The sequence below is a fragment of the Aeromonas sp. QDB31 genome (assembly GCF_027707605.1).
Classification (GTDB): Bacteria; Pseudomonadota; Gammaproteobacteria; order Enterobacterales; family Aeromonadaceae; genus Aeromonas; species Aeromonas media.
This window is the reverse complement of record NZ_JAPCIX010000026.1, coordinates 25,321-43,552: the sequence shown is the minus strand read 5'-3', so window position 1 is coordinate 43,552 and position 18,232 is coordinate 25,321. Positions and strand designations below refer to the sequence as shown.

At 63.0% G+C, this 18,232-nt stretch carries 14 protein-coding genes; 7 read left to right on the top strand and 7 right to left on the bottom strand.

Features of this window, described 5'->3' with window-relative positions; translation table 11 throughout:
- Nucleotides 1–90 precede the first annotated feature (90 nt).
- A complete protein-coding gene (locus PG898_RS18595; protein WP_182786792.1) occupies nt 91–333 on the top strand; it encodes a hypothetical protein in 243 nt (80 codons plus the stop codon).
- 60 nt (nt 334–393) lie between these two features.
- Here the strand turns inward: PG898_RS18595 and recD are convergent, their stop codons facing one another.
- The 6 genes from recD to PG898_RS18565 all read right to left on the bottom strand — a co-directional run bounded on the left by recD (nt 394) and on the right by PG898_RS18565 (nt 11,187).
- Nucleotides 394–2,457: an exodeoxyribonuclease V subunit alpha gene (gene recD, locus PG898_RS18590; protein WP_270824795.1), complete on the bottom strand. Its 2,064-nt coding sequence runs from the start codon at nt 2,455–2,457 to the stop codon at nt 394–396.
- On the bottom strand, nt 2,454–6,062 hold the full coding sequence (recB, locus tag PG898_RS18585) for an exodeoxyribonuclease V subunit beta (protein ID WP_270824796.1): 3,609 nt from the start codon (nt 6,060–6,062) through the stop codon (nt 2,454–2,456). The genes recD and recB overlap by 4 nt, the downstream gene beginning before the upstream one ends.
- On the bottom strand, nt 6,062–9,427 hold the full coding sequence (gene recC / locus PG898_RS18580; RefSeq protein WP_270824797.1) for an exodeoxyribonuclease V subunit gamma: 3,366 nt from the start codon (nt 9,425–9,427) through the stop codon (nt 6,062–6,064). Before recC ends, recB begins: the two co-directional genes overlap by 1 nt.
- 231 nt (nt 9,428–9,658) lie before the next feature.
- Nucleotides 9,659–10,051 (bottom strand): DoxX family protein, encoded by a 393-nt coding sequence (locus tag PG898_RS18575; RefSeq protein WP_005330093.1) that lies wholly within the window; start codon nt 10,049–10,051, stop codon nt 9,659–9,661.
- An 84-nt stretch (nt 10,052–10,135) separates the two neighbouring features.
- Nucleotides 10,136–10,822, bottom strand: coding sequence for a pirin family protein (locus PG898_RS18570; protein WP_270824798.1), 687 nt, complete (start codon nt 10,820–10,822; stop codon nt 10,136–10,138).
- 32 nt (nt 10,823–10,854) lie between these two features.
- Nucleotides 10,855–11,187, bottom strand: a complete 333-nt coding sequence (locus PG898_RS18565) for a hypothetical protein (RefSeq protein WP_005330089.1) — start codon at nt 11,185–11,187, stop codon at nt 10,855–10,857.
- 256 nt (nt 11,188–11,443) lie between these two features.
- Between PG898_RS18565 and PG898_RS18560 the strand changes: the two genes are divergently transcribed.
- Together PG898_RS18560 and PG898_RS18555 are read left to right on the top strand one after the other, a co-directional pair.
- Nucleotides 11,444–12,358 carry a LysR family transcriptional regulator gene (locus PG898_RS18560; RefSeq protein WP_042648071.1) on the top strand — a complete coding sequence of 305 codons (915 nt, stop codon included), beginning with the start codon at nt 11,444–11,446 and terminating at the stop codon, nt 12,356–12,358.
- A 437-nt stretch (nt 12,359–12,795) separates the two neighbouring features.
- Nucleotides 12,796–13,560 carry a helix-turn-helix domain-containing protein gene (locus PG898_RS18555; RefSeq protein WP_005330085.1) on the top strand — a complete coding sequence of 255 codons (765 nt, stop codon included), beginning with the start codon at nt 12,796–12,798 and terminating at the stop codon, nt 13,558–13,560.
- A gap of 119 nt (nt 13,561–13,679) precedes the next feature.
- Here the strand turns inward: PG898_RS18555 and PG898_RS18550 are convergent, their stop codons facing one another.
- Nucleotides 13,680–14,492, bottom strand: coding sequence for a UTRA domain-containing protein (locus PG898_RS18550; protein ID WP_270824799.1), 813 nt, complete (start codon nt 14,490–14,492; stop codon nt 13,680–13,682).
- Between the two features lie 182 nt (nt 14,493–14,674).
- Between PG898_RS18550 and PG898_RS18545 the strand changes: the two genes are divergently transcribed.
- The 4 genes from PG898_RS18545 to PG898_RS18530 are packed head-to-tail and all read left to right on the top strand — an operon-like array spanning nt 14,675 to nt 18,232.
- The gene (locus PG898_RS18545) at nt 14,675–15,721 is read left to right on the top strand and encodes an ABC transporter substrate-binding protein (protein WP_270824800.1); all 1,047 of its coding nucleotides are present in this window, start codon (nt 14,675–14,677) and stop codon (nt 15,719–15,721) included.
- A gap of 9 nt (nt 15,722–15,730) precedes the next feature.
- Nucleotides 15,731–16,564, top strand: a complete 834-nt coding sequence (locus PG898_RS18540) for an alkaline phosphatase family protein (RefSeq protein WP_270824801.1) — start codon at nt 15,731–15,733, stop codon at nt 16,562–16,564.
- The gene (locus PG898_RS18535) at nt 16,564–17,463 is read left to right on the top strand and encodes an ABC transporter permease (protein ID WP_270824802.1); all 900 of its coding nucleotides are present in this window, start codon (nt 16,564–16,566) and stop codon (nt 17,461–17,463) included. The genes PG898_RS18540 and PG898_RS18535 overlap by 1 nt, the downstream gene beginning before the upstream one ends.
- Nucleotides 17,456–18,232: an ABC transporter permease gene (locus PG898_RS18530; RefSeq protein WP_042655595.1), complete on the top strand. Its 777-nt coding sequence runs from the start codon at nt 17,456–17,458 to the stop codon at nt 18,230–18,232. Before PG898_RS18535 ends, PG898_RS18530 begins: the two co-directional genes overlap by 8 nt.

Here is an 18,232-nt window from a genome sequence, read left to right as displayed (position 1 = left end):
AGATCGGCTCAAACTGAAAAAATGAAATGACTGAGTCAGCCGAGAAGAATTTCCCCGCTTATTCGCACCTTCCCTAGGTTTTCAGGCAGAATGAAAGCTGGGGTAAGGTTAGCTAAAAAGACACACCAAAAAGCCAACCTCATTGAAGAAAAAGATGGCGTAGCTAAAACACCACTATTTAAAAAGAAAATTTATGAGCGTTACTCGCATTTGAGCAAGAGAAATTTCATCACCTATGGCCATAAGGCGGCGAATATAATGGGCTCTAATGCGATCAGAAAGCAATTAAAGCCTCTTTGGGGACGCCTTATTAATGAAATAAATGAAAAATAATATTTCATTCCTAAAAAATTATACGTTGACGGCGGCCAATCCCTTCACCGCCGCCATCAATCACTCCCCCAACCTCTCCGCCAGTCCGGAATAACGCTCGGTCTTTTTCCGCACGGCCTGTGCCAGCAGGGCGCGATCGCCGTAGAGATCGAGGCGCGCCTTGGCGCGGGTGATGCCGGTATAGACCAGCTCGCGGGTCAACAGCGGGCTGGAGCTGTCGGGCAGCACCAGCACGGTATGGGCAAACTCCGAGCCCTGGGATTTGTGGATGGTCATGGCATAGACCGTTTCGTGGGGCGGCAGCCGGCTGGGCAACAGCGCCCGCAGGGTGCCATCCGGCTGCTCAAACCAGACCTTGAGCCGGCCGGTTTCATCGGGCAGACAGAGCCCCATATCGCCGTTGTAGAGGCCAACCCCGTGGTCGTTGCGCACCACCATCACCGGGCGACCGGCATACCAGTCGCCGTCGCGGGCAATGAGGCCAGCCCGTGACAGGGCCAGTTCGAGCCGCTCGTTAAGCCCCAGCACCCCGAACGGGCCGTCGCGCAAAGCGCTGAGGATCTGGAAGCTGTTGAATGCCTTGAACACGGCGGCAGGCGCTTCCCCTGCGCGGGCCGCCTTCAGATAGCTGCCGTAACCGGCCACCCCCTGGGCAATCAGGGCGTCGTAAGCCTCCCCCGCCCAGGGGTGCAGGCTGATATCGGCAAAGCCCATGCCCCAGACTGATTCCACCGCCGTGGCATCGCCGCTGTTGCAGGCCCGCGCCAGCTGACCGATGCCGGAGTGCTGATCAAAGCGCCAGCTCTTGGCCAGCAGACAGAGGCTGTCACGTACCGGGGCGCCTGCGGGCGTGCCCTGCAAGCGGTAGCCGGTCTGGCGGGAGAGCCAGTCCGCCTGCGCCGGGCTGATGCCCTGTTCGATAAAGCTGCAGATATCGCCGAGCACGGCACCCGCCTCCACCGAGGCGAGCTGATCCTTGTCGCCAAGCAGGATCAGGCGGGCGTGGCTTGGCAGCGCATCGAGCAGGCGTGCCATCATCGGCAAATCGACCATGGAGGCCTCATCCACCACCAGCAAGTCGAGGTGCAACGGGTTGCCCGCGTGGTGGCGGAACTGGCTGCGCCCCGGGATAACCCCGAGCAGCCGGTGCAAGGTGCCCGCCTCGGTGGGGATCGCCTCGACCCACTCGGGGGGTAGATCGAGGGCCTGCAGGGCAGAGCCGATACTCTCGGTCAGGCGCGCCGCCGCCTTGCCGGTGGGGGCCACCAGCCGGATCGCCGGGGCCTTGTCTGCTTGCAGGCCGGTCTCCACCAGAATGGCGAGCAGTTTGGCGACCGTGGTGGTCTTGCCGGTACCGGGGCCACCGGAGATCACCGCAAAGGGGCGCGCCGCCGCGGTGGCCGCTGCCAGCTTCTGGCCGTTGCAGCAGAGCGCCTCGGGCACCAGCGTATCCAGCTTGCTCAAGTCGCTCGCCGCCTGAGCGCTGGCCAGCAGCGCCTCGATGGCGGGCCAATCCACCTCGCTCGGGAACACCAGATCGAGATACTTCAGGGTAAAGTGTCGGGCCGAGAAGTCGGGGGCGAGGCGGGCCTTGAGCAGCGCCCCGAACACCAGCCCGTAGTCGCGGGCAAACAGTCGCGACAGGGCTGGGGCAATCTCAGGCCATTCGGCGCGTTCACTCAGGGCGCGCAGATGGCGGGCCACCCCCAGTTCAAAATCGTGGTAGCGGGTAAGGTAGAGCCGCCCGTGCCACAGCCGCAGCGGCCAGCGCGGGGTGAGCCCCTCATCCTGCTCGGTGCCAACCAGCGAACTTGCCGCAAATAGGGCGGGCCAGCGGTCAGGATCCGCCAGATCCCCCAGCAGATCCCGGCTCTGCTGGGGATCCAGCCCGAACGGGCGCAGGGATCCAGCGATGAGCATCTCAAGTGGCAAACAGACATGGCCGCGCCCCAGCTCGAAGCAGGCGAGTGCAGCTCCCAGCACCAGCTCGGGGCTGCCGCCAAGATCGGCCACCAGCCTGGCAAATTGCAGATCCAGCTGGCGGATACGCCCAGCCAGCGCCAGTGCTTTTAACCGTTCAACCATCATTGCGCTGGTCGCAGTGCTGATCATGGTGCCGCTCATGCCTCTACCTCGTTTAATTCTGCTGATGAAACACTGCCAGAGCGATCACCGTTTCTAAACAACTCATCCAGCCCCAGCACCAGTTCACGGCTCGGGCGGGTATGGAAAATGCCCCCCTGCGGCATGCCGCGCAGGAACAGATAGAAAACGCCGCCAAAGTGCTGCTCGAAGTCGTAGCCCGGCAGGCGCAGGGTGAGCAGCCGGTGCAGCGCCAGCGAGTAGAGCTGGTATTGCAGGTCGTAGCGGTGCTCCGCCATCGCCCGATCCAGCGCCGGACGGCTGTAATCGGCCGGGCTCATGCCGAGGTGGTTCGATTTGTAGTCGAGCAGATACCAGCACCCCTGCCACTCGAACACCAGATCGATAAAGCCCTTGAGCATCCCCTGTACGGTGGCAAAGCTCAGCGGCTTGTTGCCCCGCGACAGCGGGTCGTGCTGCTGGCAGAGCGCGGTCAGCGCCGGTGCCGTCACCCGCCCCATGGGCAGGAAGAACTCCAGCTCCACCTGCTTGCGCTCGGCACTCAAGTCCCGTAGCCGCACCGGATCACCAAAGCCTGTTTCCAGCGGGGTATCGAGCACCGCCTCCACCTGCTGTTGCAGCACTGGTGCCCAGCTCTCGTCAAAACCATCCTGCGCCAACAGGGTGGCGATATGTTCTGCCAGCGGCTCGCCCGCGGCGCTCTGAAAGTCGATGGTCTCAAACAGACTGTGCAGCAGGGTGCCGGGGCGCGCCCCTTTCGGGAAGGTGAAGATGGAGGGCTGGGGCGCCTCTTCCGGTTGCTCGGAAGCCAATGCAGCCGCCTCGGTCACCACCTCATCATCGAAGCCGGGGTTGGCCAAGACCCCCTTGCTGTGACCGTGACCCTGCGCCGCCAGCCCGGAGTAGGAGCTGATCCACCAGTCCCGCTCAAGGGAGCCGCTAAAGTGGCGCACCAGCGGCTCGCCCAGCTGCTCCTCCTCTGGCTGCAGCGGGGCCGGACGGGTGAGCGAGGGCTCACCGACGGCCACCCCGGGCAGCGCCTGTGACAGCTCCGTCAGGGCGGTCGCCAGCGTCTGCGCATCCCCCTCTTCGCCCTTTTGCAGCAGGTAGCCGATGGCGGTGTGGTGCAGGTCGGTCTTCTCCGACTTGCCCGCCCCAGCCCGCACCGGCGCCAGTCCCAGCCAGGTGGCGTAGACGCCCCGGGTCAGCGCCACATAGAGCAGCCGCAAGTCTTCGGCAAGGCGCTCGCGGTCGGCCTCCGCCAAGGAACCCTCGGCGCCGGTCAGATCGAGAATGGTGCGATTGCCCGCCTCATCCGCCTCGTGATAGAGCGGGGTCTCGGCGGTTCTGTGGCTGCAGATAAAGGGCAGGAACACCAGCGGGTACTCCAGCCCCTTGGATTTGTGGATGGTGACGATCTGCACCAGCTTGCGCTCGGATTCGAGGCGCAGTACCTGCTCCGCATCCTGGCCGTTGGGGCGGCTCACCGCCTCCCCCAGCCAGCGCAGCAGGGCATATTCCCCATCCAGCTCGCTGCTCACCTGTTGCAGCAGTTCGCCAAGATGGAGGAAGTTGGTCAGCCGCCGCTCGCCATAGGGGCTCGCCAGCAGGGAGGAGGCGAGATTGCGCCGGTGCAGCAGGGCCCGCAGCATCGCCAGCACGCCGCGGCGATGCCAGATCTTGCGGTACTCCATAAACTCCTGCACTGCGCTCTCCCACGCCCGCTCGTCGCTGGCCAGCCCATCGAGCGCCTTGGCGTCGAGATCAAACAGCCCGGTCGCCAGCGCCGCCCGCAGGCTGCGCTCTTCGCTCGGGTTCTGGCAGGCGTGCAGGATCAGCAAAATCTCCCGCGCCTCCACCTGCTCCAGCACGCTCTCGCGGTTCGACAGATAGACGGAGGCGATGGCGAGGCGCGCCAGCTCCTGCTGCACCAGCTTGCCCTCGGCGCCGGTGCGCACCAGCACGGCGATATCCCCGGCCTTCACCGCCTTGTCACCGATCAATGCCTTGCCCTCGCGGGCCAGGGTCAGCAGGCGGTGGATCTCGGCGGCGGTGGCGCGGGCCATCTTGCTCTGGTAATCCCCCCGATTGAAGGTGGGCTGGCCGGTCAGCTGCCAGCAGTGGAGCACGGGCGCGGTGGCGCCACCCAGCAGCAGCGCCTTGCTCTTGCCCTGCGCCTCCACCGGCAGGAAGGGGATATCCGCCTCGTAGATAAAGGGATCTTTCGCCCGCTCGAACAGGCCGTTGACCGCCCCCACCAGCGCACTGCTGGAGCGCCAGTTGCGCCCGAGGGTGTAGTGGGCGCTCACATTTCGCCGCGCCTGAATGTAGGTAAAGATGTCGGCGCCGCGAAAGCCGTAGATGGCCTGCTTGGGGTCACCGATCATCAGCAGCGCCGTGTCTGTGTGGCCGCCGTAAAGCCGATGGAAGATGCGGTACTGCTGGGGGTCTGTATCCTGAAATTCGTCGATCATGGCCACCCGATAGGTGGCGCGAATGCGCTCACACAGCCGTTCGCCAAGGCCCGAACCAAGCGCCCCGTCGAGATCCTTGAGCAGGTCATCGAACGAGAGCTGATGGGCCTGCCGCTTGCTGGCCTGCATCCGGCTGCGCACCACCCTGGCCGCCCGTTGCAGGATAAGGTCGCGAATACCGGGACGGCTCGCCAGCAGCGCATCGATTTCGCTGAACAGCGGCAGGGTTGGTAACGCCTTCCCCTTGCTCAGCTTGGCCTCCAATGTTTCCTGGCCGAAGCGCTCGAGATCCTTGGGCAGGGTATAACCGCTGGTCGGATCCTGCGCCCAGTCCCCGATCTTGGCGAGCCAGCCTTCGTAGTTCTTGCCGGTATAGAGCTTGATTTGCCCCTCGGTCTGGCGGCGGATCTCGTCCCCTTGCGCCAGCCAGGCATCTTTCACAGCCCCGATGCGGGCCATGGCAGCCTGATGGCGGGCGGCGAGGGTCTCATCCCCCAAGGCCGGGTGTATCTCCAGCTCGCTATTGTCGAGCCAGCCGTTCATCTCCCGCAGCAGGGCGGCGGGGCTAGGCCAGAGCGCGCGCACCGAGCTCGCCAGGGTTTTATCCACCGGATAGAACTCGGCGCGCCAGTAGTCGCTCACCGCCTGCAGCCGAAGCTGGCTGTCGTCGGTCAAAAATTCGGTTTCAAAGAGGGCGCCCGACTCGAAGGCGTTCTGCTTGAGCATCCGCTGGCAGAAGCCGTGGATGGTAAAGACAGCCGCCTCGTCCATCTGCCGCTCGGCGGCCAGCAGGCGACGGGCCGCCAGCTCGTGATCCTCCACCTCTTCCAGCAACTGGGCCAGCAGGGTGTCACTGCTGTGACCGCGCATAAAGGCGAGGCGCGCCTCGTGGATGCGACCGCGGATCCGCCCGCGCAGCTCGGCGGTGGCCGCTTCGGTAAAGGTCACCACCAGGATCTCGGTCACAGAGAGTGGCCGTTCGTGGGCGCTCGGCTGACCGGCATCGGCCCCCTCTTCAATGAGCGGGCCGTGGCCCAGCAGCAGGCGCAGGTAGAGGCCGGCGATGGTGTAGGTCTTGCCGGTACCGGCGGAGGCTTCGATCAGTCGTTCACCATGGAGGGGAAAACGCAGGGTATTGAGCGGGTTAGCCATTATTTCAGCTCCTCCAGGGTCTTGAGCAGCGGGGTCAGGTGTTCGCGAGCCAGCGCCTGCAACTGCCCCAGCACCTCGTCATCGAGTTCGGGGAAGCAGCGGGCGACGTAAACGTCCTGCCCCTCCCCATTGATCATCCAGCCGCCGTTGAAACGGGTGAGTGCCGCCTTGTCGGCCGCCTCCGGCTTGTCGGGATCCTTCTCGATCGTCTTGAGCCAATCCCAGGCGGTGTTGGGGAAAAACGGCAGCGGCCGCTTCATCCCCTGCGCCCAGAGCGCCACCAGCGCCGCCAGCTTGGGGCGCGCCTCGTCGGCAGCGAGTACAGGCAGGCGCAGACTCTGTTTGGCATCGAACAGCAGGGTGTCGCCGGGGGCGCAGCTCAATGAGAGGCAGAGGTGCTGGATCCAGCCCAGCAGCAGATCCTTGCCGTTGAAGCTGCCGGGTTTGACCACCAGCAAGCGCCCCTTCTGGGTGTCGATCCACCCTTGCAGCTGGCCCTGAGTGAGGGAGATATCGATCTCCACCGCCTGCTTTTCTGACTCATTGGCAGCAACCCATGGCCGCAACCGATCCGCCAGCTTGCCCATCTCGGCATCCAGATCATCCAGCAGCAGGCTGCCGAACCACCCTTGCGGCAACAGGCCGGTGAGCTGTAACCGCTCGCGCCGCGCCGCACTATCACCCTCAGCCAAGTGAGCACCGAGTAGCAGATCTTTCAGCTGATAATGTTGCAGACCATCCAGCTCGAACGGCTCGCTGTCCTCGATGTTGGCTTCGTTGAGTTCAAACCACACCTTGAGGCGACGGTTGAGGAAATATTTGGTGGGCTGGCGATAGAAGCGCAGCAGCTCCGCCAGCTCCAGCCCCTGCTCCTTGCCCCATTCGGGAGGTAAGGGCAGCTCGCCGCTCTGGAAGTTGGCCGCGCCGCGCACCGGATTGAGGGCGGGCAGCCAGTCGGCGGCATAGGTAAAGAGGCGCGAACCCGCCTCCGGGTAGAAGTAGTTGCGGCTGTAGGGGGTGAGCGGATGCGCCACCATCAGGTGGTTGAGCAGCCGCTTGCCGGAGGTTTCGTCGTCCAGATCCTCATCCCCCGCCAGCACGAAGCCCTGCCGCACATAGTCGATCAGTTCCGCCAGCAGCACGGAGGGCACCTTGTCGCTGTTGTCCTGCGCGCTGAAGCCCTGATAGCTGATATAGAGCCCCTGCTGGGCACTCAAGAGCGCCTCGAGGAAGAGGTAGCGGTCATCATCGCGACGGGAGCGATCCCCGCGCCGCGACGCCACCGCCATCAGATCGAACCCCATGGGAGCCAAGGTGCGCGGGTAGACGCCGTCGTTCATGCCAAGCAGGCAGACCTGCTTGAAGGGGATGGAGCGCATCGGCATCAGGGTGCAGAAGTTGACCTGACCGGCGAGGAAGCGCTGGCTGGAGCGGGACTCCCCCAGCACGCTGCCGAGGTAATCCTGCAACAAGTCGGCGGTGATGGGCTGCTCGAAGCGGGCTTCGCCAAGCCGGGTCTGCCACTCGGCCAGCTGGCTGCGAATAAGCTGGAGCTGACGCTCTTCATCCTCGTCGGCCAGATAGAAGCGCTCCAGCAGCGCCAGCAGGCAGGCGTGCCACTCGGCCAGCGGCTGGGCCTGTTGCAGGCGGGGCAGGAATTCAGCCAGCGAATCGACAAACCAGGCGAGCTTGCCAAGCGCCAGACCCTGCTGACCCTCGATATCTGCATAGGGCAGGATGCCCGCCACCGGCTCGCCATCCCCCATGGCAAAGCCGAGCAGCATGCGGCGCAGGCCGAACAGCCAGCTGTTGCCAGAGAGGCGCGGCAGATCGAAGCGTTCGGGGTAGCCGTCGTCCAGCCCCCAGCGGATGCCGGTCTCCTGCACCCAGACCCGCAGCTGGTTGAATTCGTCGTCATCCAGCTCGAAGCGGCGTAGCACGGCGGGCACCTCGAGAATGGCGAGCAGCTCCCCCGCCCCCAAGCGGGCGTTGGGCAGCCTGAGCAGGGCGAGGAAGCTTTGCAGCAGCGGGCTCTCCTGACTCGCCGCCCGATCCGAGACCGCGAAGGGGATCTGCCCCCGCGCCCCATTCTTTTCTTTACCAAAGACGGCCTGAATGTAGGGGCCGTAGCTGTTCACGTCCGGCATCATCACCACCACATCTTTCGGGGTGAGGGAGGTGTCCTGCTCGAACAACGCCAGCAGCCGGTCGTGCAGCACCTCGAGTTCGCGCATCGGGCCGTGGCAGGCGTGGATCTGCAAGGATCCATCCGCCGGATCGATCGGGCTCTTGTGATGGCTGCTGTCGAGATCAAATTGCCCCGCGCCTCGTTCGGCCAGTTCCAGCACATCCTTCTGGACGGCGCGCAGCAGGCTGACATTGCCCTGCTCATCCACCTCGTCGATGTCGACGAAGGCCTCGATTTGCGGCACCTCCAGCTCCATCAGCTGGTGCAGGTAGTCGCGCCCCAGCTTGCCCATGGAGGCGAGCAGCGGGTTGGCGGGGCCCTGCAGAGTTTCAAGATCGGTGCCGGGTTTGAGCTTGTTCTCCAGCCGAGCCAGGGTCTTGCGATCGAGCAAATCCCCCCAGTAGTAGCGGCAAGGGTTGGTGACAAACAGGTGCACCTCCACCTCAGGCCGGCTGCCGAGGGCCAGCAGCGCCTCCACATAGCGGGGCGGCAGCGCCGAGATGCCAAACACGAAGACCCGCTGTGGCAGCTTGCCCGGTAGATCGGTGGTACGCGCCAGCTCGTGGATAAACTCCTCGTAGAGGTTGGCGCGGTGGTAACCGCTCGGGGAGAGCGCCAGGGTGCGGGCCACCAGCTCGCGCCACAGCTCCGGCTGCCAATCCTGACCGCTCACCCCGGCCAGCTCCTGGCTCAATCCTTCCCCCTCTTCCCAGCGGGCGATCCAGTCCGGCCGGTAGACCAGATACTGGTCAAACAGATCCGCTACCTTCTGGCAGAGCTGCCACAACCGAACTTGCTCGGGATCCTGGGCAGGATCCTGCTCATCCCCGCCCAGATAGGCGGCGAGCGGCACGAAGGCGGGCCTGCCGAGCAGAGCAGGCAATATGGTCATCAGCTGCCAGCTCATGGATCCCTTGTTGTAGGGGCTCTGGCGGGGCACGTCCGCCAGCACCCGGGTGAACATCTCCCAGATAAAGCTGGCGGGCAGCGGAAAGTCGATATTGGCGGCGATGCCGAAGGCCTTGGCCAGCTCCAGCTTGAGCCACTGGGCCATGCCAGGACTCTGCACCAGGACCTGCTCCCGATCGAAGGGGTGAGAGAGGGGTGCCTGCCTGATGCGGCTCACCAGCAGCTCCTTGAGCAGATCCAGCTGATTGGAGTGGTAGAGGGTAAACATGGACGACTCCCGCCAATTTCATGAAGAGGGGTGTGCGCCGGAAAAGACGAACCATTTCCGTCACTTCACACGAAATGGGATTGTCGGGGATCGGGGGATAAGATGCAAAAGGCGCTTGCCGCCGCTAGGCGGGCCTCGTCACAGTACCGGCATTCGCCCCCTGGCGGGCATAAAAAAGCCGGTGCTGCTGCACCGGCCAAAAGGCGTTGGAAAACTTGAACTATCAGGGTATTACCAGCACTTGCCGAGGCGGGCATCCAGGCTGAAGGCACCAGGACCGGCTGCCGCCAGCGCCAGGAAACCACCGGCCACCGAGAGATTCTTCATGAACATCAGCATCTGCATCTGTTCGGCAGGCTGATAGTGGAAGATGAAGGCGGCCATCAGGGTGAAACCGGCCAGCAGCACAGAGAGGCTGCGGGTAAAGAGACCCAGCACGATGGCGAGACCGCCACCCAGCTCCAGCAGGATCACCAGGGGCAGCATGAACCCGGGCACGCCCATGGCTTCCATGTAACCCTGGGTACCAGCGTAACCGCCGATCTTGCCCCAGCCTGCCATCACGAACATCAGCGCCAGCAGAACACGACCCGCCAGCAGTGCCACATCTTTCATCTTGTCCATCGTCAGATTCCTTTGATTACCCATCTTGGTAATAACAGTGTAAGAGCTAATTGTTAACTCATTCATTTCGCCGTGATTTATCTATCAGGGCAAGTCAAACAACAGGGCTTCACTCCCCTCGGCGGCGGTGAGCGTCCAGGACGCCTCATCGCGACTGAGCAGGCCGTCGCCGGGTCGGGCAGCCAGACCGTTGCCAGTCAGCTCCCCTGAAATCATATGCAGGTAACCATGACGCCCTTGCAATGCCCATTCGAGGGTTTCCCCTGCGGCAAGTTGCAGCCGCCAGATGCGGGCCTGCTGGCGGATCCTGAAGGATCCATCCTCCCCATCCGGTGACGCGACCAGCGTCAGCCCGGGCTGGGTGGCTATCTTCTTCTGCTGATAACCCGGGGTAGTGCCGACTTCGTTCGGCTCTATCCAGATCTGCAACAGGGAGAGGGGCTCGGTCTGCGAGGGGTTGTACTCGCTGTGCCGGATGCCGGACCCTGCGCTCATCAGCTGGAAATCCCCCGCCGGGATCTGCTCGGCATGGCCGAGGCTGTCCCTGTGCTCTATGGTGCCGCTCAGCACGCAGGTGAGGATCTCCATGTTGGCATGAGGGTGGGTAGCGAAGCCGCCACCCGGCGACACCAGATCCTGGTTGATGACCCGCAAGACGGAGTGCCCCATCCAGTCCGGGTCATAGTAGTGACCGAACGAGAAGCTGTGGCGTGCATCCAGCCAGCCGAAGTTGGCATGGCCCCGTTCTGCTGCGGCTCTCAATTTCATCATGGTGTGCTCCTCCAATACCTTTAAACGGTTGATTAGCGCTGGCGACCGTCACCCAGACCGAACGGGATGCGGTAGCTGCTGCTCTCGTTGCCCAGGCTGACCGTCAGGTTGCCCTGGGTGCGGCTCGGGATCTGTACCTGCTGGGTGCCCATCAGGTTGGCGTGAACGGAGGCCAGCAGATCGCCAGACTCATCGCGCACCTCCAGCATGGGGTTGGCCTTGCCAGCCATGGCGGCAGTCGCGTTCCAGTTCACGAACAGCACGCCCGGAGCGGCATTGATATCGGCCGGTACGGCAGCCTGGGCGAAACCTGCGGTCATCAGGCCTGCAACGGCCAGCATCTTGATTACGTTTTTCATGTTCATTCACTCTCTTGGTTTTTATGTCATTGCCAAGGCCGGTCTGGCCCGAATCAATGCATCCATGCAAGAGGTTATTCAAATAGTGTGTTGTTCTTTCACCTACAGCAGACATCGTTTTTGTGATGTCTCAGCCTGGAACTACCTTTTATTTGGCCGCTTGGCCTTCCTGCCTAAGCGTTGATTGAATATTAAAGTCACTTGCCCTAAGTTGTTAGCGAGATAATCTGGCAAACATGTTCAAAAAAATTGAAGGTTAGATATGGCCAAGGAATCGAACAAGGAGCGGGCGCTGACCCTGGAGGCGATCAGGGTGCTGGACGCCATAGACCGTCGTGGCAGCTTCGCGGCGGCGGCCGACGAGCTGGGCAAGGTGCCCTCGGCGCTGAGCTACACGGTGCAGAAGCTGGAAGACGAGCTGGACGCCATGCTGTTTGATCGCAGCGGCCACAGAACCAAATTTACCCCCGCCGGGCGCATGCTGCTGGAGCAGGGTCGTCTGCTGCTGGAGGCCGCCGAGCATCTGGTGGGAGAGACCCGGGCGCTGGCCCGGGGCTGGGAGACCGACATCACCATCGCCGTCGATGCCCTGGTGCCGCTGCAGGCGCTCTACCCCCTGGTGGAGCGGCTGGCCGAATTGACGGATACCCGGCTGCGGCTGCGGGCCGAGGTGCTGGCGGGCAGTTGGGAGTGTCTGGAAGATGGCCGCGCCGACCTGCTTATCTCCTCCCTCAATCCCGACATCACCCTGACCGGCATCAAGCACCAGTCCTTGCAGGAGGAGGTGATGCTCTACGTCGCCCACCCGGATCACCCCCTGCACGGGGAGCCCGAGCCCCTGGCGGACGAGACCCTGCGCCGCTACCGCGCCATCGCCATCGCCGACACGGCGCGGCGCAAGCCCGCCCTCACCTATCGTCTGCTGGACAAGCAGCCGCGCCTGACCGTCAGCACCATGGGGGAGAAGCGCGATGCCCTGCTGGCGGGCATCGGGGTCGGCACCATGCCCCTGAGCTGGATAGAAGAGGACATCAAGGCGGGGCGACTCAAGGTGATCGGCCCCGAGTATCGCCATCAGGTGCAGGTCGTGCTGGCGTGGCGGCGAGATACCATGGGCAAGGCCAAGAGCTGGCTGGTGCGGGAGATCCCCAAGCTGTTCCCCTGCAAGGGGGAATAGCTTCCAGGGAAGGCGGCGCAGGAGGTGCCAAAAAATGCGCCCCTTCCTTGACGGCGGGCTCAAATTCGGAGAAAAGAAAAAAAGCGGACCTCTTGCGAGTTCCGCTCAATGCCAGGAAAGAATAAAACCTTGCGGTTAAAAAAAACCCTTAAATTGGAAGCAAACAATCGTTTTCTCAACCAGGAAGGTATTGAATCCGATTCGTGTTGGATTATGTGCGATGTAATATGCATCACCAGCAAAATGTTGGAAGGTTGAAGGATATGCACCACCGAGTGTCATTATCTGCCACCTTGCACCACAACTGGTCAGGCCATTTCAGCCGTTATAACCGGGTTACTCTCCTCTGGTTTTTCTAGGTGTCAAAAACTGAGCCCAATACAGATAAATCACTCACTTTTTGACACGACTAAAAATGCAGATAAAGGAATAGTTGCATGACCTACAGCCAGACCCTGGCCAACCACATTCTCGACACCCTGAAGAAGACCCTGACCGACAAGGGGATCCGCTATCAGACCCTGGCGGAAGCCATGGGGGTCTCCATCGCCACCGTGAAGCGGATGATGAACAAACCCTCCCTGCCCTTCGACACCCTGCTGGAGATCTGCCATCTGGTGGGCCTCTCGTTCGAGGAGCTGCTGGATCGCACCCAGGATGCCCAGAGCCGCCGCGCCGTCTTCACCCAGGAGCAGGACGAGGCGTTTCACAAGGAGCCCGGCCTCTACGCCTTCCTCGCCAACATCTTCTGGCGCGACAAGACCCTCATCGATCTCAAGCGCGAATACGGCCTGACCGACGCATCCTGCTACCTCTATCTGCGCAAGCTGGAGAAGCTCGGCATATTGCAGCTCGGCATCGACAACAGCTACCACTTCCTCATCAGCGAGCGCATCAGCTTCGAACAGCACAGTCGCTTCGCCCGCCAGCAGGCACGCCAGGCCATGTCGGTGCTGGGGGACTATCTGGTGGAGAACATGCACAAGTCGAACAACTACATGGCGCTGTGCCAGCTCCACCTGGACGAGAGCGAAGCCATGGCCCTGATCGATCGCATGAAGGAGTACTGGCATCAGGAGCTCAAACTCAACCGCCCCGCCATCGGCCAGCGGGAGGGCAGCAAGACCTACACCATGTCGCTGCAACTGGCGGACTGCGGCTACCAGAGCTTCGACGACCTTATCCCCAATATCGACAACTGATCCCGGCGGATCCTGCGGGATCCGTCCGTTTTCGCTGGCTCGGTCGTTAGCCTTACATCGGCCATTCAGGCCCTCTTGCCGCCTTCGGATGCAGTGCCCGTCAGTGCTCTGGATATTCCCTAGTCAACGAGCCGGGTTTGCTGCAGTGTGCCTGAGAGCGGCTGCAAGACGCGCGTATCCAGACAGATACGGATCGCATCCTGCCGCCAGTGTTCGATATCGCAATCCACCAGCGCCCCCCGCTCGTCGTAGTTGACCCGCACCAGTCTTAGCACGGCACTCCCCTCCGCCAGATTGAGGGCCCGGGCTATCTCTCCGCGAGCCGCCGAGGGGGTGATCTCGAGGCTCGCCCCACCCTGGCCTATGCCATAGCGCTGCTGATAGAGCTCGGTGAGGGAGCTGGCCAGCGGTGCGCTGGCGATATCGGGAAAGCGGCTGGCCAGCAGGTGGTGACTGACGTGCAGCACGGGGCGGCCGTCGATCAGTCGCTGGCGGCGGATTTCATAAAGTGGAGTGAAGGGTTCCAGCCCCATCCGGCTGCACAGCTCGCTGCTGGCAAGCGCGCTGCCGTGGGCCAGCACCCGGGTTTCGGCCACGCGCTGCTGCTCACCGATCCACTGGTGAAAGTGGGTGTGGATGGCGGGATCGTAGGTGAGGCGGGGCGGCGCCACGAACCAGCCGCGCCGCTCGGCCCGGTAGATAAGACCATCCGCCTCGAGGCTGGAGAGCGCCTCCTTGATGGTGATGCGGGTGGTGGCGAAGCGCTCGCTCAGCGCCCGTTCGGCGGGCAACTGCTGCCCGGCCCCCAGCTGGCCGCTGCCAATATAGCGGCGCAGGGTCCGGCAAATCTGTTCGCACTTGGAGGGGCTGCGGCCATCGGTCAGCCCCTGTTCACTCAATCGCTCTGTCACTATCACGTCCCTGTCGGTCATTCCGGTGTGCGCCCCCTGGAGTAGACCAGCGGCTGTCGGTCCCGAGTTGTAACCGCTGTGGATGACAGCGCCATGACAGGACTATTGTCACGAAAACGCCATCAAAGCGCCCCGCCACCGTCATATTTCCCCTCTAGCATCCCTCTCGAACCTTAACTGACCTAGTCCAGAGGGATGGGATGATGAAAAGCGTGATCGCAAGTGCACTGGCCCTGGTGGCCATCAGCCAACCACTGTTTGCCGCCGACAATATCGCGGATCTCGAAAAGGCCGCCCGCGGCGAGGGGCAACTCAGCAGTATCGGCATGCCCGACAGCTGGGCCAACTGGAAGGATACCTGGCAGCAGCTGGGCAGCATCTACGGCATCAAGCATCAGGATACCGACATGAGCTCGGCGCAGGAGATCGCCAAGTTCGCCGCCGAGAAAGCCAATGCCACCGCCGACATCGGTGACGTGGGCGGCGCCTTCGGTCCGGTGGCGGTCAAGCAGGGTGTCACCCAGCCCTACAAACCCTCCACCTGGGCCGATATTCCGAACTGGGCCAAGGATGCTGACGGTCACTGGATGCTGGCCTATACCGGCACCATCGCCTTCCTGATCAACAAGGATCTGGTCAAGGCCGCCCCCACCAGCTGGCAATCCCTGCTGGGCGGTGACTACAAGGTGACCCTGGGTGACGTGGGCGTCGCTTCCCAGGCCAACAACGGCGTGCTGGCGGCGGCCTATGCCACCGGCGGCAGCGAGAAGAATCTGAAACCTGCGCTGGAGCTGTTCGGTCAGCTGGCCAAGCAGGGCCGTCTGTCGCTGAACGACCCCACCATCGCCAACATCGAGAAGGGCGAGGTGGAAGTGGGGGTGCTGTGGGACTTCAACGCCCTCAACTACCGCGACCAGATCGACCCCAAGAAGTTTGATGTGGTGATCCCGAGCGACGGCTCCGTCATCGCCGGTTACACCACCATCATCAACAAGTGGGCCAAGAATCCCAACGCCGCCAAGCTGGCCCGTGAATACATCCTCTCCGATGCCGGTCAGATCAACCTGGCCCGTGGCTACGCCCGCCCCATCCGCAGCAACGTGACCCTGCCGGATGACGTCAAGGCCAAGCTGCTGCCAGCCGAGCAGTATGCCAATGCCAAGCCGGTCAGCGACCATGCTGCCTGGGAGCAGAGCTCCAAAGCCCTGCCGCGCCAGTGGCAAGAAACCGTCATGATCAACATGCAGTAAGGGAATCCAGTGCAACACAAGGTGATAGTGGTACTTGTGGATGGTCTGGCAGCCGAGGTAGCCCACACCATGGGCTACCTCGGTGGCATGGTGGAGGCGGGGCGGGGCCTGCATACGACCCTGAATGCTGCCCTGCCCTCTCTCTCCCGACCCCTCTACGAGTGCATCCTGACCGGCGTGTCGCCGGTGGTGAGCGGCATCACCCACAACGGGGTGAATCGCCTCAGCCAGCATGACGCCATCTTCCATCTGGCCCGTGCCGCGGGGAAGCGCACCGCAGCGGCGGCCTACTACTGGGTGAGCGAACTCTACAACCAGAGCCCTTGGCTGGCGGCCCGGGATCGCTATACCCATGACGAGCAGCTGCCGATCCAGCACGGCTGTTTCTACTGGGATGACGCCTATCCCGACAGCCATCTGCTGATGGATGGCGAGTGGCTGCGCAGCCAGTACGACCCCGACTTTCTGCTGATCCACCCGATGGGGGTGGACGATGCTGGCCATAAATTTGGCCTCGATTCACGCCAGTACCGCAATCAGGCGCGCCGGATGGACAGCCTGCTGGCCGATCTGCTGCCCCAGTGGCTGGCAGAGGGGTATCAGGTGGTGATCACCTCGGATCACGGCATGAACAATGACCTGAGCCACGGTGGCACCCTGCCTGAAGAGCGCACCGTGCCGCTCTGGCTGTTTGGCGATGCCTTTATCGAGCGCTGGCCGGATGGGGTGGCGATCGCCCAGACCCAGCTATGCGCCCTGATGGCCGATCTGCTGGGCATCCCCCACGACAAGCCGGTGGCTCCCCCGCTGCTCAAGGCCGCCTTTATGCGCGAGGTGCACTGATGATGCCTGCAACCACCGAGATCCTCGTGGATCAACCCGTGGCAACCAAGCACAAGGTGCGCCGCCACTGGCTGCCAGCCCTGGTGCTGCTGCCGTTTATCCTCTTGATGATCCTGTTCCAGCTTGCCCCCATGGTGTGGGTGCTGGTGGGCAGCTTTCAGACCCCGGATGGCTGGGGCATCGACTACTACCGGGAGATTTTAAGCTCCCCCTTCTACATGCAATCCTTCGGCAACTCGTTGCGTATCGCCGGTATCGCCAGTCTGGCGGGGCTTGCCATCGGCACCCTCGGGGCCGCCGCGCTGCGCCACAGTGGCGAGCGGGTCAAACGGGTGCTGCTGGCCTTTGTCACCATGACCGGCAACTTCAGCGGGGTGCCGCTGGCGTTCGCCTTCATCATCGTGCTCGGTATCAACGGTGCCGTTACCCTGCTGCTGAAATCCTGGGGGCTGATCGACGGATTCAACCTCTACTCGGGTTCGGGCCTTATCCTCATCTACACCTACTTCCAGATCCCGCTCGCTCTGCTGCTGCTCTATCCGGCGTTCGATGCGCTGCAGGATGAGTGGCCGCAGGCCGCCGCACTGCTCGGGGCGAGCAAGGGGCAGTATGTGTGGCACGTGGCGCTGCCGGTGCTCACCCCTGCCCTGCTCGGCACCCTGATCATCCTGTTTGCCAATGCGGTGGGGGCCTATGCCTCCGCCTACGCCCTCACTACCGGCAACTTCAATCTGGTGACCATCCGGGTGGCCAGTCTGGTCTCTGGCGACATCTTCCTCGAGCCCAATATGGCGGCGGCGCTGGCGGTGATCCTGATGGTGCTGCTGGGGGTGGTGACGGCCGCCAACCAGTGGCTGCTGAAAAAGAGCTATGTGAACAAGGGGCAATCCCATGCATGATTTGACGCCGCGCTGGCCCAAGTGGGTGCTGGGGGGGCTGGTCGCCACCCTGCTGCTGCCGCTGCTGGCCACTTTTCTCTACTCCATCTCCACCCGCTGGGGGGCGACCCTGCTGCCGGACGGCTTCACCCTCGACTGGTATCTCAAACTGTGGGGTGATCCGCGCTTTCTGGCGGCGTTTGGCCGCAGCCTGCTGGTCTGTTTCGCCACCCTGCTGCTGGGGACTCTGGTGCTGGTGCCGACCGTGCTGGTGGTGGCCTACTACTTCCCCAAGCTGGATCCCTGGATGAACCTGCTGATCCTGCTCCCCTTCGCGGTGCCGCCTGTGGTCTCGTCGGTAGGGCTGCTGCAGATCTACGCCGATGGCCCGCTGCCGATTATCGGTACGCCGTGGATCCTGATCGGCACCTGGTTCACAGTGGTGCTCCCCTTTATGTACCGGGCGCTGGCCAACAGTTTGCAGGGCGTGCCGCTCAAGGATCTGATGGATGCCGCCCACCTTCTGGGGGCAAGTAGTCGGCGCGCCTTTCTGCTGGTGGTGATCCCCTGCCTGCGCAAGGGATTGCTGGCGGCGCTGTTTCTCTCCCTCTCCTTCCTGCTCGGCGAGTTCGTGTTTGCCAACATGCTGGTGGGCACCCGTTACGAGACACTGCAGGTCTACCTCTACAACATGCGCGCCACCTCGGGCCACTTCACCAGTGCGCTGGTGATGAGCTATTTCCTGCTGACCCTGCTGCTCACCTGGGCGGCCAACAGATTTCATCGGTGA

Bases quoted from the DNA above. Each gene is read 5' to 3' on its own strand.
- PG898_RS18560 (WP_042648071.1), top strand. From the start codon at position 11,444: ATGGCCAAGGAATCGAACAAGGAGCGGGCGCTGACCCTGGAGGCGATC.
- PG898_RS18535 (WP_270824802.1), top strand. From the start codon at position 16,564: ATGATGCCTGCAACCACCGAGATCCTCGTGGATCAACCCGTGGCAACC.
- PG898_RS18555 (WP_005330085.1), top strand. From the start codon at position 12,796: ATGACCTACAGCCAGACCCTGGCCAACCACATTCTCGACACCCTGAAG.
- PG898_RS18575 (WP_005330093.1), bottom strand. From the start codon at position 10,051: ATGGACAAGATGAAAGATGTGGCACTGCTGGCGGGTCGTGTTCTGCTG.
- PG898_RS18545 (WP_270824800.1), top strand. From the start codon at position 14,675: ATGAAAAGCGTGATCGCAAGTGCACTGGCCCTGGTGGCCATCAGCCAA.
- PG898_RS18570 (WP_270824798.1), bottom strand. From the start codon at position 10,822: ATGATGAAATTGAGAGCCGCAGCAGAACGGGGCCATGCCAACTTCGGC.
- PG898_RS18550 (WP_270824799.1), bottom strand. From the start codon at position 14,492: ATGACCGACAGGGACGTGATAGTGACAGAGCGATTGAGTGAACAGGGG.
- PG898_RS18530 (WP_042655595.1), top strand. From the start codon at position 17,456: ATGCATGATTTGACGCCGCGCTGGCCCAAGTGGGTGCTGGGGGGGCTG.
- recB (WP_270824796.1), bottom strand. From the start codon at position 6,062: ATGGCTAACCCGCTCAATACCCTGCGTTTTCCCCTCCATGGTGAACGA.
- PG898_RS18565 (WP_005330089.1), bottom strand. From the start codon at position 11,187: ATGAACATGAAAAACGTAATCAAGATGCTGGCCGTTGCAGGCCTGATG.
- recC (WP_270824797.1), bottom strand. From the start codon at position 9,427: ATGTTTACCCTCTACCACTCCAATCAGCTGGATCTGCTCAAGGAGCTG.
- PG898_RS18595 (WP_182786792.1), top strand. From the start codon at position 91: ATGAAAGCTGGGGTAAGGTTAGCTAAAAAGACACACCAAAAAGCCAAC.
- recD (WP_270824795.1), bottom strand. From the start codon at position 2,457: ATGAGCGGCACCATGATCAGCACTGCGACCAGCGCAATGATGGTTGAA.